This window comes from Actinomadura sediminis, assembly GCF_042675525.1.
GTDB classification, from domain to species: Bacteria; Actinomycetota; Actinomycetes; order Streptosporangiales; family Streptosporangiaceae; genus Spirillospora; species Spirillospora sediminis.
This window is the reverse complement of sequence record NZ_JBHTJA010000022.1, coordinates 1-16,235: the sequence shown is the minus strand read 5'-3', so window position 1 is coordinate 16,235 and position 16,235 is coordinate 1. Positions and strand designations below refer to the sequence as shown.

The 16,235-nt window shown below is 73.9% G+C and carries 14 protein-coding genes; 10 read left to right on the top strand and 4 right to left on the bottom strand.

The genetic code is table 11. The features are described 5' to 3' along the window. The first annotated feature begins 292 nt into the window (after window positions 1-292). From ACFQ11_RS14095 to ACFQ11_RS14070, 6 genes are all read left to right on the top strand, one after another. On the top strand, window positions 293-1,027 hold the full coding sequence (locus ACFQ11_RS14095) for a redox-sensing transcriptional repressor Rex (protein WP_378298744.1): 735 nt from the start codon (window positions 293-295) through the stop codon (window positions 1,025-1,027). 142 nt (window positions 1,028-1,169) lie between these two features. Further along, complete coding sequence (locus ACFQ11_RS14090; protein WP_378298743.1) at window positions 1,170-2,732, top strand: glutamyl-tRNA reductase; 1,563 nt, start codon at window positions 1,170-1,172, stop codon at window positions 2,730-2,732. Window positions 2,733-2,817: 85 nt separating this feature from the next. Beyond that, a complete protein-coding gene (gene hemC / locus ACFQ11_RS14085; protein WP_378298807.1) occupies window positions 2,818-3,687 on the top strand; it encodes a hydroxymethylbilane synthase in 870 nt (289 codons plus the stop codon). Between the two features lie 95 nt (window positions 3,688-3,782). Further along, a complete protein-coding gene (locus ACFQ11_RS14080) occupies window positions 3,783-5,312 on the top strand; it encodes a bifunctional uroporphyrinogen-III C-methyltransferase/uroporphyrinogen-III synthase (protein ID WP_378298806.1) in 1,530 nt (509 codons plus the stop codon). A gap of 20 nt (window positions 5,313-5,332) precedes the next feature. Next, window positions 5,333-6,319, top strand: a complete 987-nt coding sequence (gene hemB, locus ACFQ11_RS14075; RefSeq protein WP_378298742.1) for a porphobilinogen synthase — start codon at window positions 5,333-5,335, stop codon at window positions 6,317-6,319. Window positions 6,320-6,406: 87 nt separating this feature from the next. Next, a complete protein-coding gene (locus ACFQ11_RS14070) occupies window positions 6,407-7,042 on the top strand; it encodes a bifunctional DNA primase/polymerase (protein ID WP_378298741.1) in 636 nt (211 codons plus the stop codon). 39 nt (window positions 7,043-7,081) lie between these two features. Here ACFQ11_RS14070 and ACFQ11_RS14065 read toward each other — a convergent pair whose 3' ends face one another. Next, window positions 7,082-7,750, bottom strand: a complete 669-nt coding sequence (locus tag ACFQ11_RS14065; RefSeq protein WP_378298740.1) for a TetR/AcrR family transcriptional regulator — start codon at window positions 7,748-7,750, stop codon at window positions 7,082-7,084. A 112-nt stretch (window positions 7,751-7,862) separates the two neighbouring features. On the opposite strand from ACFQ11_RS14065, the gene ACFQ11_RS14060 reads away from it, so the two are divergent. After that, window positions 7,863-9,182 (top strand): oxygenase MpaB family protein, encoded by a 1,320-nt coding sequence (locus tag ACFQ11_RS14060; RefSeq protein ID WP_378298739.1) that lies wholly within the window; start codon window positions 7,863-7,865, stop codon window positions 9,180-9,182. Window positions 9,183-9,248: 66 nt separating this feature from the next. Here ACFQ11_RS14060 and ACFQ11_RS14055 read toward each other — a convergent pair whose 3' ends face one another. Continuing rightward, window positions 9,249-10,934: a serine/threonine-protein kinase gene (locus tag ACFQ11_RS14055; RefSeq protein ID WP_378298738.1), complete on the bottom strand. Its 1,686-nt coding sequence runs from the start codon at window positions 10,932-10,934 to the stop codon at window positions 9,249-9,251. Between the two features lie 135 nt (window positions 10,935-11,069). On the opposite strand from ACFQ11_RS14055, the gene hemL reads away from it, so the two are divergent. After that, window positions 11,070-12,359 (top strand): glutamate-1-semialdehyde 2,1-aminomutase, encoded by a 1,290-nt coding sequence (hemL, locus tag ACFQ11_RS14050; RefSeq protein ID WP_378298737.1) that lies wholly within the window; start codon window positions 11,070-11,072, stop codon window positions 12,357-12,359. Here hemL and ACFQ11_RS14045 read toward each other — a convergent pair. Beyond that, on the bottom strand, window positions 12,356-13,201 hold the full coding sequence (locus ACFQ11_RS14045; RefSeq protein WP_378298736.1) for a dihydrodipicolinate synthase family protein: 846 nt from the start codon (window positions 13,199-13,201) through the stop codon (window positions 12,356-12,358). The genes hemL and ACFQ11_RS14045 overlap by 4 nt on opposite strands. Continuing rightward, window positions 13,201-14,091, bottom strand: a complete 891-nt coding sequence (locus ACFQ11_RS14040; protein ID WP_378298735.1) for an EamA family transporter — start codon at window positions 14,089-14,091, stop codon at window positions 13,201-13,203. The genes ACFQ11_RS14045 and ACFQ11_RS14040 overlap by 1 nt, the downstream gene beginning before the upstream one ends. Window positions 14,092-14,163: 72 nt before the next feature. Here ACFQ11_RS14040 and ACFQ11_RS14035 point away from each other — a divergent pair, with 72 nt between their 5' ends. Both ACFQ11_RS14035 and ACFQ11_RS14030 read left to right on the top strand, forming a co-directional pair. Then, on the top strand, window positions 14,164-15,075 hold the full coding sequence (locus ACFQ11_RS14035) for a LysR family transcriptional regulator (RefSeq protein ID WP_378298734.1): 912 nt from the start codon (window positions 14,164-14,166) through the stop codon (window positions 15,073-15,075). A 107-nt stretch (window positions 15,076-15,182) separates the two neighbouring features. Then, a partial coding sequence (locus tag ACFQ11_RS14030) for a serine/threonine-protein kinase (RefSeq protein WP_378298733.1) occupies window positions 15,183-16,235 on the top strand: 1,053 nt, incomplete at its 3' end.

The window sequence follows — 16,235 nt, the reverse complement described above, 5'->3', positions numbered from 1 at the left end:
GCGCCCGGCCGGGAATGTCGTCGGTCACACCCCCTCGCCATGTAAGTGGCCACTGACGTACCCTGAAAGCTCGGAAATGCCGCAGATGACAGGCTTTTGGAGCGAGTGCCGGTAAAACGGTCACGACCGTGAACCGGGGGGTGACTTTGTGCGCGTATTCACAAAGGCTTAACCTGGTTGACAGCCCTGGGGCGGCCGGTCCCGATGCGCGCATCGGGCCGGGAGGCCCGGCCGCGAGCCGGGGTCAGGGGGTCCCGCCCCGTCCCCAGCGTCGAGCCCCGAAGAGCAGGCCGTGACATCTCGACAGAACCGCGACCGCGCCGAGCGCGGCATCCCCGAAGCGACCGTGGCGCGCCTGCCGGTCTACCTCCGCGCGCTGACCGGACTCCAGGAGCGCGGCGTGGCGACCGTGTCGTCCGAGGAACTCGCCGCCGCCGCCGGAGTGAACTCGGCGAAGCTGCGCAAGGACCTGTCGCACCTCGGCTCCTACGGGACGCGCGGGGTCGGGTACGAGGTCGAGTACCTGGTCTACCAGATCTCCCGTGAGCTAGGACTCACCCAGGACTGGGTGGTCGCCATCATCGGTGTCGGTAACCTGGGCCGTGCACTGGCCGGCTACGGCGGATTCGCGTCCCGCGGCTTCCGCGTGGCGGGCCTGCTCGACGCGGACGACTCCATCGTCGGCCAGGAGATCTACGGCATGACCGTGGAGCACATCGACCGGCTGGAGGACGTCATCGCCGGGCACGGCGTGTCCATCGCCGTGATCGCCACCCCCGCGGCCGCCGCGCAGGGGGTGTGCGACCGCGTCGTGGCGGCGGGCGTGACGAGCGTCCTGAACTTCGCGCCGGTCGTGCTGACCGTCCCCGACGAGGTCGACGTGCGCAAGGTCGACCTGTCCATAGAACTGCAGATTCTCGCGTTCCACGAGCAGCGCAAGGCGGGCGGCCCGGACGGCCTCGGCCCGCTCGACGCCGACGAGACGCCCCCCGGTACGACGCAGTACGTGGAGGCGGTGGACGCTTGAACCGAGTGATCGAGGTAACGGGACGAGCGGGCGGCCGCCCGTTGTTGAACGTTGGACGGCACGTGCGGCGCGGCGTGCCGCGAGGGGGGCGCGGCTCCGGTGGGAGCGGTGCGGAGCGAGTAGGGCGAACAGCGGAGTTCACATGAGTGTGTTGGTGGTGGGGCTGAGTCACCGGAGCGCCCCCGTGGCGATGCTCGAACGGGCGGCGGTGACCGGGGACGACCTGGCCAAGCTGCTGCACGCGGTGCACGATTCCGCGAACGTCGCGGAGACGGCGATCGTGTCGACCTGCAACCGGGTCGAGGTGTACGCGGTCGTGGACAAGTTCCACGGCGGCGTCTCCGCGATCTCCGAGCTGCTGTCCCTGCACTCCGGCGTCCCGCTGGAGGACCTGTCCCGGCACCTGTACGTCCACTACGAGGAGCGGGCCGTCCAGCACGCGTTCGCGGTGGCGTGCGGGCTGGAGTCCATGGTCGTCGGCGAGGGGCAGATCCTCGGGCAGTTGCGGCAGGCGTTCCGGCTCGCGCAGGACGAGGGGACGATCGGCCGCGACCTGCACGACGTCCTGCAGCAGGCGCTGCGGGTCGGCAAGCGCGCCCACCACGAGACCGGCATCGACCAGGCGGGCGCGTCGCTGGTCAGCGTCGGCCTGGACGTCGCCGTCCGGCACCTCGGCCCGCTCGACGGGGTCCGCGCGCTCGTCGTCGGCGCCGGATCGATGAGCTCGCTGGCCGCCGCGACGCTGAGCCGCGCCGGGGCCCGCGAAGTCGTGATCGCCAACCGGACGCGCGCGAACGCCGTCCGGCTCGCCGCGTCGCTGGACGTCCCCGCGCGCGCCGTCGACCTCGCCGACCTCGACGCCGAGCTGGCGGGCGCCGACCTGATCGTGTCCTGCACCGGCGCGACCGGCCTCGTCCTGTCCGCCGGGCGGCTCGCCGCGGCCGGCGCGGGCACCGACGGCCGCGACCGCTTCCTGCTCGACCTCGCGCTCCCGCACGACATCGACCGCGCCGCCCGCGACCTGCCGGGCGTCGCGCTCGCCGGGCTGGACGACCTGCGCACCGCCGAGGAGGCCGCGCGCGCCGTCGGCCCCCGCGCCGTCGAGGCCGTCCGCCGCATCGTGCACGACGAGGTCGCCGCGTACGTCTCGGCGGCCCGCGCCGCCGCCGTCGCGCCGACCGTCGTCGCGCTGCGCGCCAAGGCCGCGGGCGTCGTCGACACCGAACTGGCCCGGCTCGCCGGACGCCTCCCCGACCTGGACGAACGCGACCGCAAGGAGATCGCGCAGACCGTCCGGCGCGTCGTCGACAAGCTGCTGCACTCGCCGACCGTCCGGGTGAAGGAGCTGGCGGCCGCGCCCGGCGGCGACTCCTACGCCGACGCGCTCCGCGAGCTGTTCGACCTCGACCCGAAGGCCCCCGAGGCCGTCGCGCGCGCCGACATCGGGGAGGACGGCGCCGGGGACGGCGGGGCGCGTCCCGTCCCGCCCGCCGGGAGCGGCGCCGCCCCCTGGGGCGCGTCCGCGCGTACGGTGGAAGGAGGCGGGGCCGCGACGCCGGCGTCCGCACCGTCGGCGACGGCGGCGGACTGCGCCGAGGCCGACTGCGTCAGCACCACCACCGTGGAGGACGTCGCCGCGCGGGCGGCGAGCGTCCGCGCGGTGAGCGCCCGTGACGCGGCGCCCGGAAACGGAGACGAATCGTGAGCGGAGCGAGGCATTGACTACGGCAGGCACCGGGACGGGGGCGGGCGCGGCGCGCCCGCTGCGGCTCGGCACCCGCAAGAGCCTGATGGCCATGACGCAGTCCCAGGGCGTCGCCGACGCATTGACGCAGCGTACGGGGCATGCCGTGGAGCTCGTCGGGGTAACCACGCATGGTGATGTCTCCAAGGCGCTGCTCGCCCAGATCGGGGGCACCGGGGTCTTCGTCAACGAGCTGCGCGACAAGCTGCTGGCCGGCGAGGTGGACTTCGCGGTGCACTCGCTGAAGGACCTGCCGACGTACCCGGCGCCCGGGATCGTGCTCGCCGCGACGCCCGCCCGCGACGACCCCCGCGACGCGCTGTGCGGCCCCGCGAAGCTCGCCGACCTGCCGCACGGCGCCCGCGTCGGCACCGGCTCGCCGCGCCGCGTCGCGCAGCTCCGCGCGCTGCGCCCCGACCTCGAGGTCGTCCCGATCCGCGGCAACGCGCCCACCCGGCTCGGCAAGGTCACCGACGGCGAACTGGACGCGGTCGTCCTCGCGCACGCCGGGCTGCGCCGCATCGGGCGGCTCGACGCGGTCGCCGAGGTGTTCGACCCGGACCAGATGCTGCCCGCCCCCGGGCAGGGGTCCCTCGCCCTGGAGTGCCGCGCCGACCGGCCCGACCTCGTCGAGCTGCTCGGCGTGCTCGACGACCCGATGACCCGGGCGTCCGTCACCGCCGAACGGACGGTGCTGAACGTGCTCGAGGGCGGTTGTTCGGCACCCGTGGGAACATACGCTGCCGAAGTTGATGAAACGCTGCATCTGACCGCGACCGTCGCCGCCTACGACGGAAGCCGTCAGATTCGGATGTCCGCAAGCGGCCACCCGGACATGGCCGAGCAGATCGGACGCGAGCTCGCGGACCGGCTGCTCGCCCAGGGGGCCGACCAGTTGATGGGGGAGCGAGATTGAGCCCCGCTAGCCAGATCCCCGCCCGCACGAGCCCCGCGCGGACGGGCGCCGGCGTCCCGGCCTCCCGCCGGACCGCCGACCCGGGCACCGTCGCCATCGTCGGCATGGGCCCGGGCGACCCGGGGCTGCTGACCCTGCGCGCCGCCGCCGAGCTGGAGAACGCCGACACCGTCATCGTCAGCCGGGAGCACTGTCCCGCCGAGGTGCTCGCGCACTGCCGACCGGACGCGGAGATCGTCGACACCGCCGAGGGCGACCCGGTCAAGCTCGCGGCCCGCGCCGCGAAGGCCGGCCGCCGCGTCGTCCGGCTGTTCCAGGGCGACCCGGGCCTCGGCTGCGGGCTCGCCGCGGAGGGCGGCGCGCTCGCCAAGGCCGGCGTGCCGTTCGAGGTCGTCCCGGGCGTGTCCGCCGTGACGGGCGTCCCGGGCTACGCCGGGATCCCGCTGACCGACCCCGACCACCGCGAGGTCCGCGTCGTCGACGCGTCCCGCGGCGGCGTCGACTGGTCGGCCTACGCCGACCCGGCCGCGACGCTGGTGATCCTCGGCGCCGAGACCGCGGTCGCCGAGACCTGCAAGGGCCTGGTCGCCGCGGGCCGCCCCGACCGCACCCCCGCGGCGATGACGAGCCTCGGCACCACCACCGAGCAGGAGACCGTCGTGTCGACCCTGCACAAGCTCGCGTCCGACACCAAGGGCATGGAGCACCCCGCGATGATCATCGTGGGGGACGTGGTGAAGCACCGCGACAAGCTGTCCTGGTTCGAGACGAAGCCGCTGTTCGGCTGGCGCGTCCTGGTGCCGCGCACCAAGGAGCAGGCCGCGTCCCTGTCGGACCAGCTCCGCGGGTACGGGGCCGTCCCCGACGAGGTCCCGACGATCTCGGTCGAGCCGCCGCGCACCCCCCAGCAGATGGACCGCGCCGTCAAGGGCCTCGTCACCGGACGGTACGAGTGGGTCGTGTTCACCTCGACCAACGCGGTCAGGGCGGTCCGGGAGAAGTTCACCGACTACGGGCTGGACGCCCGCGCGTTCGCCGGCCTGAAGGTCGCGGCCGTCGGCGAGCAGACCGCCGCCGCGCTCGTCGAGTTCGGCGTCGTCCCCGACCTGACCCCGGACGGGCAGCAGTCCGGCGAGGGCCTGGCCGAGGTGTGGCCGCCCTACGACGAGGACCTCGACCCGATCAACCGGGTCCTGCTGCCGCGCGCCGACATCGCCACCGACACCCTCATCGCGCGGCTCACCGAGCTCGGCTGGGAGTGCGAGGACGTCACCGCCTACCGGACGGTCCGGGCCGCGCCGCCGCCCGCGCCGATCCGCGAGGCGATCAAGGGCGGCGGGTTCGACGCGGTGCTGTTCACGTCGTCGTCCACGGTGAAGAACCTCATCGGGATCGCCGGGAAGCCGCACAACGTCACCGTCATCGCCGTGATCGGCCCGCAGACCGCGAAGACCGCCGAGGAGTACGGGCTGCGCGTCGACGTGATGGCGCCCAAGCCGTCCGTGTCCGCCCTCGCCGAGGCGCTCGCCGAGTACGGTGCGAAGCGGCGGGCGACGCAGATCGAGAACGGCGACCCGCTGCGCAAGCCGTCCCAGATGCGCCGGGGCGCCCGCCGCCGCAAGTAGCGCCCAGGAGAGAAGACCAGATGACCGCACAGTTCCCCGCCGCGCGCCCTCGCCGGCTGCGCCGCACCCCGGCGCTGCGCCGGCTGGTGGCCGAGACGCGGCTGAGCCCCGCCGAGCTCGTCCTGCCGATGTTCGTCAAGGAGGGCATCGACGCGCCGCAGCCCGTCGCGTCGATGCCGGGCGTGTACCAGCACACCCGCGACAGCCTCCGCAAGGCGGCGCACGACGCCGTCGAGGCGGGCGTCGGCGGGATCATCCTGTTCGGCGTCCCCGCCGTCAAGGACGGCGAGGGCTCGGCCGCCGACGACCCGGCGGGCATCGTGCAGCTCGCGCTGCGCGACCTGGTCTCCGACCTCGGCGACTCGACCGTCGTCATGACGGACCTGTGCCTCGACGAGTACACCGACCACGGGCACTGCGGCGTCCTCACCCAGACGGGCGAGATCGACAACGACGCGACGCTGCGGCGGTACGCGTCCATCGCGGTCGCGCAGGCCGCCGCCGGGGCGGCCGTCGTCGGCCCGAGCGGCATGATGGACGGCCAGGTCGGCGCGATCCGGGAGGCGCTCGACGGCGCGGGCTACCCGGACGTCGCGGTCATGGCGTACTCGGCGAAGTACTCGTCGGCGTACTACGGCCCGTTCCGGGACGCCGCCGAGTGCGCCCCGCGGTTCGGCGACCGCTCCACCCACCAGCAGGACCCGGCGAACGCCGACGAGTCGCTCCGCGAGGTGTTCCTCGACCTCGACGAGGGCGCCGACATGGTCATGGTGAAGCCCGCGGGCGCGTACCTGGACGTCATCCGCCGCGTCCGCGACGCCGTGGACGTGCCCGTCGTCGCCTACCAGGTCAGCGGCGAGTACGCGATGATCGAGGCCGCCGCCGAGAAGGGCTGGCTGGACCGGGAGCGGACGATCATGGAGTCGCTGCTGTCGATCCGCCGCGCGGGCGCCGACATCGTGCTCACCTACTGGGCGACCGAGGTGGCGCGCGGCCTCACCGCATAACGGGTTCGGTCTTTTCCGGGGGTTGCCGTGCCGGACCCGTGCCCCCCGAGGCATCATCGATACAGGAACTCGCATTGGGGGGCGCACATGCTGGCGGTGTCGGGGTACAGGCGGAACAAGGCGGCGCGCGAGCGGATGCTCACGGCGGCCCTCGGCTACGCCGACCTCGGCTGGCCCTGCGTACCCGGGGCGCACGCCCCCGTGGGGGGCGACCGCGCCTGCTCCTGCGACCGCGTCGGCTGCCCGGACCCCGCCGCCCATCCCGTCTCCGCCACCTGGGGCCTGCAGGCCAGCGTCGACTCGGACGTGCTGAAACGCTGGTGGGGCGAGCGCCCGCAGGCCGGGATCATCCTGCCGACGGGCCGCGTCTTCGACGTCCTCGACATCCCCGCCGACGCCGGGTACCGCGCCCTCGCGCGCATCGAGCGCGACGACCTGCCCGTCGGTCCCGTCGCCGCGGTCGGCGCCGAGCGCCTGCTGTTCTTCGTCACCACCCGGGGCGCCCCCATGGACGAGGACGAATGGTGGTCGTGCCACCTCGACTGCTCCCCGGAGGACGTCGCCGAGACCCCCGGGATGCGCTGGCACTGCCGCGACAGCTACGTCGTCGCACCGCCGACCGTCCTGCCCTACGGCCGCGAGACCATGTGGGTGCGGCCGCCCCAGACGCCGCTCCCCGACCCGCTGCGCCTCCTCGAGGTGCTGTCGGACGCCGTGGGCTGACCCCGCCCCGGGACGGTTCCGGCCTGCGGGGCGCGCGGTTCAGCCGTCCAGCATCGGCACCAGGAAACGGCGGGCCACCATGGCGAGCTGCTCGTCGTCGTCCAGGTCGATGACCAGGCTGGGGATCGCCAGGAACGACGCGGAGACGCGGACCATCATCTCGGCCACGAGGTCGACGTCGAGGCCGTCCGGGACGTTCCCGGCGCGCTGCTCGCGGCGGAGCTGGCCGGCGACGAACCGCCGGACGACCGCGAGCGTCCGCCCGCCGTCGCTGACCATGGACGGGACGAGCCAGTCGGGTTCGGCGACGATCAGGCCGCCGATCAGCGGGTTGCGCTGGATGGCGCGCAGCGAGCTGACGAACCCCAGCACCACCCGGTCGGCGGCGGTCTCGGCGCGCTGTATGTCGATGAGGAACCGGTCGAAGTAGCGGCGCAGCTCCCGCCGCACCACCTGTTCGACCAGTGCGTCCTTCGTGGCGAACCGCCGGTAGACGGTGATCCGCGAGACGCCGGCGCGCCGGGCCACGTCCTCCATGGTGGAGCGCTGGACGCCCATCCGGGAGAACTGCTCGTACGCCGCGTCGAGGACGCGCGCACGGGTCTCGTCGGGGTCGTCGACCCGTTCGACGGCGTCGGTGTAGGCGCGTTCGAGCAGCGACTCGGGACCTGAGGCCGCCGCGAGGGCGGACACCTGCTCAGAGTCCACGTTTCCTCCCAAGAGGGCTGATAGTTCTCTTATCGCCGGTAATTACATCAAATCGGGTCTTGTTTCGTATTGAACCGTGTGCTGTTATTGGTCTGCCACCGATGATACACAGATGCAAACCATGTATCAGCGTATCAGCGGATCTCACCCCGAGGAGGACGACGGCATGGACGAACTCAGCAGGCGGAAGATGCTGGCCGCGGGCGGGACGCTGGGCGCGCTCGGCGCGCTGGGCGTCGCGACGCCCGCGCACGCGGGCGCACTGTGGACCTGGTCCCCCAAGGGGTCGGTGGCGGGCGCGGGGAAGGGCGCCGACCCCCGGGGCGTGTGGGACGAGGAGGCCGACCGCATCGTCGCCGACATCATCGAGAGCGGCCACACGGCGGCCGTCAACCGGGAACTGCGCAAGTGGACCAAGAACGGCCAGCCGCTCTCCGGCGCGCTCCCGGCGGAACTGCGCCGCTTCATGGAGCGGGCCAGGCGGATGCCGTCGTGGGCCGACGAGGGCAAGCTCGACACCGCGACGGACTTCAACGAGAAGCGCGGGCTCTACCTCGGCGTCACCTACGGCTTCGCCAGCGGGATGATGAGCACGGTCATCCCCCGCGAGGCGCGCGCCGTCTACTACTCCAAGGGCGGCGCGGACATGCGGGACCGCATCACCAAGACCGCCAAGCTCGGGTACGACATCGGCACGTCGAACGCCTACCGGGACGAGGGCGAGATGATCGTCACCTGCGTCAAGACCCGGCTCGCGCACGCGGGCGTGCGCCACCTGCTGCCGCAGTCCCCCCACTGGTCGAAGGTCGCCGACGAGGAGATCCCGATCAGCCAGGCCGACATGATGGTCACCTGGCACAGCCTCCCGACGACGGTCATGCAGAACCTGAAGAAGTGGAAGGTGCCGATCCCGGACGACGAGTCCGCGGCGTTCCTGCACTCCTGGCAGCTCTGCGCCTACATGCTCGGGATCAAGGAGGAGTACATCCCGAACTCGTGGGCGGAGGCCGACTCCCAGGCGGCGCAGGTGCTGACGCCGATCCTGGCCCCGACGCCCGAGGGCGTGAAGCTGGCCGACATGCTGCTCAACCTCGGCACGATCGTCCCGGGCGGCCCCCTCCGGTACGTCACCAAGCCGATCCTCGGCGCGCTCACCCGCTACGTGCTCGGTGACGAGATCGCCGGCTGGCTGAAGATCCCCCGCGAGCCGTTCTGGGACGCGGTGTTCGACACGGCCTGGGAGCCGTTCATCGCCGTCCGCGAGGGCCTGCTCTCGCTCGAGGACGCCCCCGGCGTCCTGCAGAAGGTCTACTGGGCCTTCGACGAGATCCTCCGCCTCGGCGCCCTGCTCGTCCTGTCGGGCGGGGACCTGCCGATCAGCATCCAGATCCCCGACGCCAACAACCCGGACTACCCCGACGGCGGCCGCTGAGCACCGCGGCCCCGCCCGGACCGCGGGCCCCTGGGATCGCGCCGGATCCCGGGGGCCCGCGGCGCGTCAGCGGGGCGCCTTCACGTCCTTGCGGCCCCAGTCGGCGTACGTGGTCTGCAGGACGGCGTGCCGCGCCTGCGGCGCCCCGGCGCGCAGCCACAGCGCCGCGGGCCGGTCCAGCCGGTCGAGCCGGATCGCGAAGTCGACCGTCGCGGCACCGGTCGTCCGGGTGAGGGACGCGTACAGGGGCCCGACGACCGGGACCTTCGCGAGATCCGCCGCGGGCGCCGCGCCCTTGTAGACGTCCCCCTCCTTGCGGAGCTCCGTCGCGGTCCGCAGCAGCGCCGTCACGGTCGCGACCGAGCTGCCGCGGCGGACCTGCTCGGTCAGCGCGGCGTAGGGGTGGTCCGCCGGCAGCGGGCGCCACTTGCGGGACACCTCGCCGTGGAACCGGTCGCCGACCACGATGGTGTTGCCCGCGCTCTTCGTCTCGCCCGTGCCCCGCACCGTCATCGCGTACGACGGGAGGGCGCCCGGCACGACCGCGAACGTCCCCTTGGCCCGGACGGCGCCCTCGCCGTCGCGCGCGAAGTCGAACTTCGCGCCCGGGGCCTGCGCGGTCGCCTGCTCGATCCGCACGACCAGCGGCGCCGGGTCGACCCCGCCCTTCGGCAGGACGGGCTGCGGGCTGGTGCTCTGCTGCGCCGGGGTGGGCGGCGCGGCGACCGGCGCGGGGTCCTCCCCGCCGGTCAGCATCGGCACCGCCACGGCGGCCCCCGCGATCACCGCCAGGGTCGCGACGCCCGCCGCGATCCAGCGCGTCCGGGACCCCCGGACGGGCTGGGCCGCCGCCACGATCGCGTTGCGGCCCGTCCCGCGGGACGGCTTCTTCGGCTCGGGACGCCGCGCCGCCTCCGCCGCCAGCTCGGTGAGCCGCCCGCGGCCCTGCGCCTCCCACGACGGCCCGTACGCGGAGATCGCGGCCTCTTCGAGCGCGGTGATGAAGTCCGCGACGGACGCCGGCCGGTCCGCCGGGTCCTTCGCGAGGCCGCGCCGCAGCAGGTCGCGGAGCGGCCCCGGGACCTCCTCGACGGGCACCGGCGCCTCCCGGTGCAGCCGCGCCATGTTCCGGCCGGCGAACGGCGGCCGCCCGGTGAGGCACTCGAAGAACACGGCGGTCGCGGCGTACACGTCGGACGCGACGGTCGCGGGCGCGCCCTCCCACAGCTCGGGCGCCGCGTACGGCGCGGCCGCCTGCGCCTCCGTGCCGGGCGGTGCGAGCGCGAAGTCGCCCACCACCGCGTTGCCCTGCCCGTCCACCAGCACGTCGGACGGACGCACCCCGCCGTGCACGACGTCGCGCTCGTGCGCCGCCGCGAGCCCGAGCAGCGTCCCGCCGAGCGTGGACAGCGCCGCGAGCGGGCCGACTGGCCCCTGCACGGCCAGGACCCGGCGCAGGCTGACGCCGTCGACGTGCTGCATCACCAGCGCCGCGCCCTCGGCGCCCGTCACGAAGTCATAGACGTCGACGACGTTGGGGTCCTCGATCTGCGTGAGCGTGCGCGCCCGTTCGCCGAACCGCGCCATGAACGACTGGTCGTCGACGAGCCGCCGGTCCAGGTACCTGATCGCGACCCGGGTCCCGGTGGTGTCGTCGACCGCCAGCGCCACCCTGCCGGAGGCGCCGCCGCCCAGTTCCCGTTCGTGCGTGAAGCCCGGGACCGTCCAGCCGTCGACCACGTTGAAAGCCACTCCTCGATACGGCTGATCGCCGGTGAAAGGGGAAAGGCGCCGGAACGGGCGCCGATGTCGTCACTTGGTGGAATATAGGCCCGTGCCGGGCGAGGTCAAGGCAAGTCGCCGAACTGCAACTGAGAGGATGGAACCGTGACTGGAACCGATCGCTCCCAGCAGTTGTTCGAGCGTGCCGGCAGGGTCGTCCCGGGCGGCGTGAACTCGCCGGTCCGGGCGTTCGGCGCCGTCGGCGGCACGCCCCGCTTCATGGCGTCCGCGCACGGCCCGTACCTCACCGACGCGGACGGCAACGAGTACGTCGACCTCGTCTGCTCGTGGGGCCCGATGATCCTCGGGCACGCCCACCCCGCGGTCGTCGAGGCGGTCCGCGAGGCCGCCGCGCACGGGACGTCCTACGGCGCCCCCACGCCGGGCGAGGTGGAGCTCGCCGAGGAGATCACCGCCCGCGCCCCGGTGGAGAAGGTGCGGCTGGTGAACTCCGGCACCGAGGCGACGATGTCGGCGATCCGGCTGGCGCGCGGGTTCACGTCCCGCCCGAAGGTGGTGAAGTTCGCGGGCTGCTACCACGGGCACGTCGACTCGCTGCTCGCCGCCGCGGGCTCCGGCGTCGCCACGTTCGGCCTCCCCGACACGCCGGGCGTGACGGGCGCGACGACCGCCGACACCATCGTCCTGCCGTACAACGACGTCGCCGCCGTGGAGCTCGCGTTCGACGAGCACGGCCACGACATCGCGTGCGTGATCACCGAGGCCGTGCCCTGCAACATGGGCGTCGTCCCGCCGCTGCCCGACTTCAACGCCCTCCTCAAGCGGCTCTGCGAACGCTACGGCGCGCTCCTGGTCGTCGACGAGGTGCTCACCGGCTTCCGCGCGTCCCGGTCCGGCTGGTACGGGCTGGAGGGCGTCGCGGGCGACCTCGTGACGTTCGGGAAGGTGATGGGCGGCGGGCTGCCCGCGGCCGCCTTCGGGGGCCGCGCCGACATCATGGACCGCCTCGCCCCCGCCGGGCCCGTCTACCAGGCCGGCACCCTCTCGGGGAACCCGCTCGCCACCGCCGCGGGGCTCGCCACCCTCCGCAACGCGACCGACGACGTCTACGCCGCGATCGACGCGAACGCCGCGACCGTCCTGAAGGCCGCGTCCGAGGCCCTCGCGAGGGAAGGCGTCCCGCACCGCCCGCAGAACGCCGGGAACCTCTTCTCGATCTTCTTCACCGACGAGGCGGTCGGCGACTTCGCCGCCGCCCGGCGCCAAGACTCCAGGGCCTACGCGGCGTTCTTCCACGCGATGCTGGAACGCGGCGTGTACCTGCCGCCGTCCGCGTTCGAGGTCTGGTTCCTGTCCGCCGCGCACGACGACACGGCGATCGCCCGCGTCCTCGACGCCCTTCCGCACGCCGCCCGCGCCGCCGCCCGCCCCTAGGGCAGCGCCTTCAGGGCCCGTTCGACGTTCTCCGGCCGGGGCGCGCGCAGCGGCGCGCGCACCGCCGGGTCGTCGATCACGCCCAGTTCGGCCAGGCACGCCTTCAGCACGCTCGGCGACGGCTCCGCGAACAGCGCGTCCACCAGCGGCAGCAGCGCGCCGTGCAGTTCCCGGCCCCGCTCGTCCCACGACCGCGCCAGCTCCGCGAAGGCGCCCGGCGCCAGGCACGCGGAGGCGGTGACGCCGCCGGACGCGCCCAGCCGCATCATCGGGTACAGGTAGGCGTCGTCGCCCGCCAGAACCGGCTTCCCCGTATCGGCCGCGAGCAGCGCGAGCGTGTCGTCGTCGATCGCTCCCGGGCAGTGCTTGATCCCCGCGACGACGTCCAGCACCCGCAGGAGCGTCTCCGCCGCGAGCCGCTTCCCCGTCCGGTACGGGACGTTGTAGGCGATGACCGGCATCTTCACGGAGGACGCCACCGCCGCGAAATGCTCGACGACCCCGTCGTCCGACGGCCGCAGGTAGTACGGGACGACGACGAGCAGCGCGTCCGCGAGGAAGGACTCCCGCGCCTCGGCGATCGCCGCCGCGGTCCCCATCGCCCCCGCGCCCGCGATGAGCGGCACCCCGTACTCGTCGCACACCGTCCGGCACACCGACAGCACCCGGATCCGCTCGTCCGGGGTCAGCAGCGCCGCCTCCCCGGTGGTGCCGAGCGCCACGAGCCCCGCCGCGCCGCCGTCCAGGCACCGCGCCGCGAGCCGCTCCAGCGACCCCTCGTCCACCTCGCCGCCCGCGAACGGCGTCACCAGCGACGCGAACACGCCACGGAACACGATCATCACCTCGTCCCCAACCGGGGCTGCGGCATGCCCCGCAGCCGTACCGAACCCGCCGCCACGCCCGCCACCACCAGGGCCGCGCCCGCCAACTGGACCCCCGTGACGCGCTCCCCGAGCAGCGCCGCCGCCGACACGAGCCCGAACGGCGGGACGAGCAGCGAGTACATCGCGACCGTCCCGGCCTCGTACCGGCGCATCAGCCAGCCCCACGCGCCGAAGCAGAACAGCGTCGACACGTAGGCGATGAACAGCAGCGACCCGACACCGCCCCACGAAGCGTCCCGGACGGCCCGGGGTAGGGCGTCCGTCCCCTCGAACACCAGCGAGAGCCCCAGCAGCGGCATGACCGGGACGAGCGACATCCAGACCATGAAGCCGAACGGGTCGACGGTCCCGGCCTTCCGCATCCTCCGCATCGCCACGTTGCCGAGCCCCCACCCGGCCGCGCCGCCCAGACAAACGACGAACGCCGCGGCGGGCGCCGTGCCCTGCGCCGTTCCCAGCACCAGCACACCGCCGAACGCCACCGCCATGCCGGTGACCTGCGCGGGCCCCACCCGCTCGCGCAGCAGCACCACCGCGAACAGCGCCGTGAAGATCGCCTGCACCTGGAGCACGACCGACGCGAGCCCCGCGGGCATCCCCAGTTCCATGCCGAGGAACAGCAGCCCGAACTGCCCCACCCCCAGCGGCAGCCCGACCAGCGGCAGCCACCGGACGGGCACGCCCGGCCGCCGCACGAAGAACACCGCGGGCACGGCGGCCGCCGCGAACCGCAGCGCGGCCATCAGGAACGGCGGGAAGTCGTCCAGGGCTATGCTGATCGGGACGAAGTTGAAGCCCCAGATCGCGGCCACCAACGTCGCCAGCAGGACATGACGCGGACTCATACGCCGATCCTGGACACCCCTCACTTTAAGTACAAGCTAGAAGTTCTCGACCCGTCGCTTTAGAGTTGCTTCATGCTCGATCTGGAACGGCTGCGGGCCCTGCACTCCGTGGCCACCTACGGCTCCGTCAGCGCCGCCGCCGACGTCCTGCACGTCACCACCTCCGCCGTCTCCCAGCAGCTCGCCAAGCTCGAACGCGAGACCGGCCAGAAACTCCTCGAGCGCAACGGCCGCGGCGTCCGCCTCACCGACGCCGCCGAACTCCTCGTCGCGCACGCCGAACGCATCCTCTCCCTCGTCGAGCAGGCCCAGGCCGACCTCGAGGCCCACCGCGGCTCCGTCGTCGGCCAGCTCACCCTCGCCGCCTTCCCCACGGCCGCCCGCGGACTCGTCCCCGGCGCCCTCCGCCGCCTCCGCGCCGACCACCCCGACCTGCACGTCCTCCTCCGCGAGGAGGACCCGCTGCAGAGCATGCCGCGCGTCCTGCGCGGCGACCTCGACATGGCCGTCGTCCAGGACTGGAACAACGAGCCGCTCCCGCTGCCCGACGGCCTCCAGAAGACCCCGATCTGCGAGGACGTCGCCGACGTCGCCCTGTCCGCCGACCACCCCCTCGCCGGCCGCGACGCCGTCGACCTCAAGGAACTCGCGGGCGACCCCTGGATCAGCTCCTCGCCCGACAGCATCTGCTGCGACTGGCTCCTGCGCACCCTCCGCGCCATCGACAGCGAACCCCGCATCGTCCACATGGCCTACGAGTTCGCCACCCAGCTCGCCCTCGTCGGCGCCGGCCTCGGCAACGCGATCCTCCCCCGGATGGGCCGCTGCGACGTCCCGCCCGGCGTCGTGGTCGTCCCGCTGTCCGCCCCGCTCTACCGCCGCATCTACGCCGTCTGGCGCGAGAAGGCGGCCCGCCGGCCCGCGATCCGCGCGGTGCTCACGGCGCTGCCCGCATCGCCCTCGACGCCGGGCCGCCAGGCGTAGCGCGGTGATGGCGTCGACGGCGGCGGAGTGATCGCGGGCGGGGCGAACCTCCCGGCGGGTTCGGTCGTCCCACTCCAGCGAAGATCACGTAGGTGGGAGGCGGGCACGTGTCCGAGTGGACGGTCGGCGGTTACACGGAGGTTCGGGAACTCGGCGCGGGCGCGCAGGGACGGGTCGTCCTGGCGCGGCACGACGCGTCGGGCACCCCGGTCGCCATCAAGTACCTGATCGGCGGCCCCGGCGAAGCGGAGCGCGAACGGCTGCGGCACGAGGCCCGGATGCTCGGCCGGGCGGACAGCCCGCACATCGCCCGCCTCTACGAACTCGTCGAGGGACCGGACGGCGCCGCGATCGTCATGGAGGCGATCGACGGCGTCTCCCTCAAGGAGATCCTCTCCCGCGAGGGCGCACTCGGCCCCGAGGCGTCCCTCGCCGTCCTCAAGGGCTCCCTCCTCGGCCTCGCCGCCGCGCACTCCCTGGGCGTCGTCCACCGCGACTACAAACCCGCGAACGTCGTCGTCCCCGCGGACGGGCTGAGCCGCCTCGTCGACTTCGGCATCGCCGCCCCCGCCGGGGAGGAGGCGGGCGGCGCGGGCACGCCGTACTACATGGCGCCCGAGCAGTGGGACCGCCACACGGCCACCCCCGCCACCGACGTGTACGCCGCGACCTGCGTGTTCGTCGAGTGCGTCACCGGAAGCCGTCCCTACACGGGCAACCGCGCCGCGCTCATGCTCGCCCACCGCACGGGCGAGATCCCGGTCGGCGACGTCCCCGACCCCCTGCGCCCGCTCGTCGCGCGCGGCATGGCGAAGTCCCCGGCGGACCGCCCCGCCGCCGCGTCCGCGTTCGTCGAGGAACTCGAGGCCGTCGCCGTCGCCGCCTACGGCCCCGGCTGGGAGCACACCGGCGTCCGCGCCCTCGCGGCCTCCGCCGCCGCCCTGGCGTCCCTCTTCCCGGTGGCGGCCGCCCTCCTCCCCGGCGCCGCCCAGGGCACGGGCGGCGCCCTGGCCCAGGGCGCCGGCGAGGCGGCCGCCCAGGGGGCGGGCGAGGCGGCGGTGGACGGCGCGGGCGAGGCCGCCGTCGTTGCGGTCGCGCACGGAGCGGGCGAGGCGGCCGTGCAGGGAGCCGGCCACGTGGCCGGGGAGGCGGCCGCGCAG

Bases quoted from the DNA above. Each gene is read 5' to 3' on its own strand.
- ACFQ11_RS14045 (WP_378298736.1), bottom strand. From the start codon at position 13,201: ATGATCGTGTTCCGTGGCGTGTTCGCGTCGCTGGTGACGCCGTTCGCG.
- ACFQ11_RS14070 (WP_378298741.1), top strand. From the start codon at position 6,407: ATGCTGGCGGTGTCGGGGTACAGGCGGAACAAGGCGGCGCGCGAGCGG.
- ACFQ11_RS14035 (WP_378298734.1), top strand. From the start codon at position 14,164: ATGCTCGATCTGGAACGGCTGCGGGCCCTGCACTCCGTGGCCACCTAC.
- hemC (WP_378298807.1), top strand. From the start codon at position 2,818: ATGGCCATGACGCAGTCCCAGGGCGTCGCCGACGCATTGACGCAGCGT.
- hemB (WP_378298742.1), top strand. From the start codon at position 5,333: ATGACCGCACAGTTCCCCGCCGCGCGCCCTCGCCGGCTGCGCCGCACC.
- ACFQ11_RS14040 (WP_378298735.1), bottom strand. From the start codon at position 14,091: ATGAGTCCGCGTCATGTCCTGCTGGCGACGTTGGTGGCCGCGATCTGG.
- ACFQ11_RS14090 (WP_378298743.1), top strand. From the start codon at position 1,170: ATGAGTGTGTTGGTGGTGGGGCTGAGTCACCGGAGCGCCCCCGTGGCG.
- ACFQ11_RS14060 (WP_378298739.1), top strand. From the start codon at position 7,863: ATGCAAACCATGTATCAGCGTATCAGCGGATCTCACCCCGAGGAGGAC.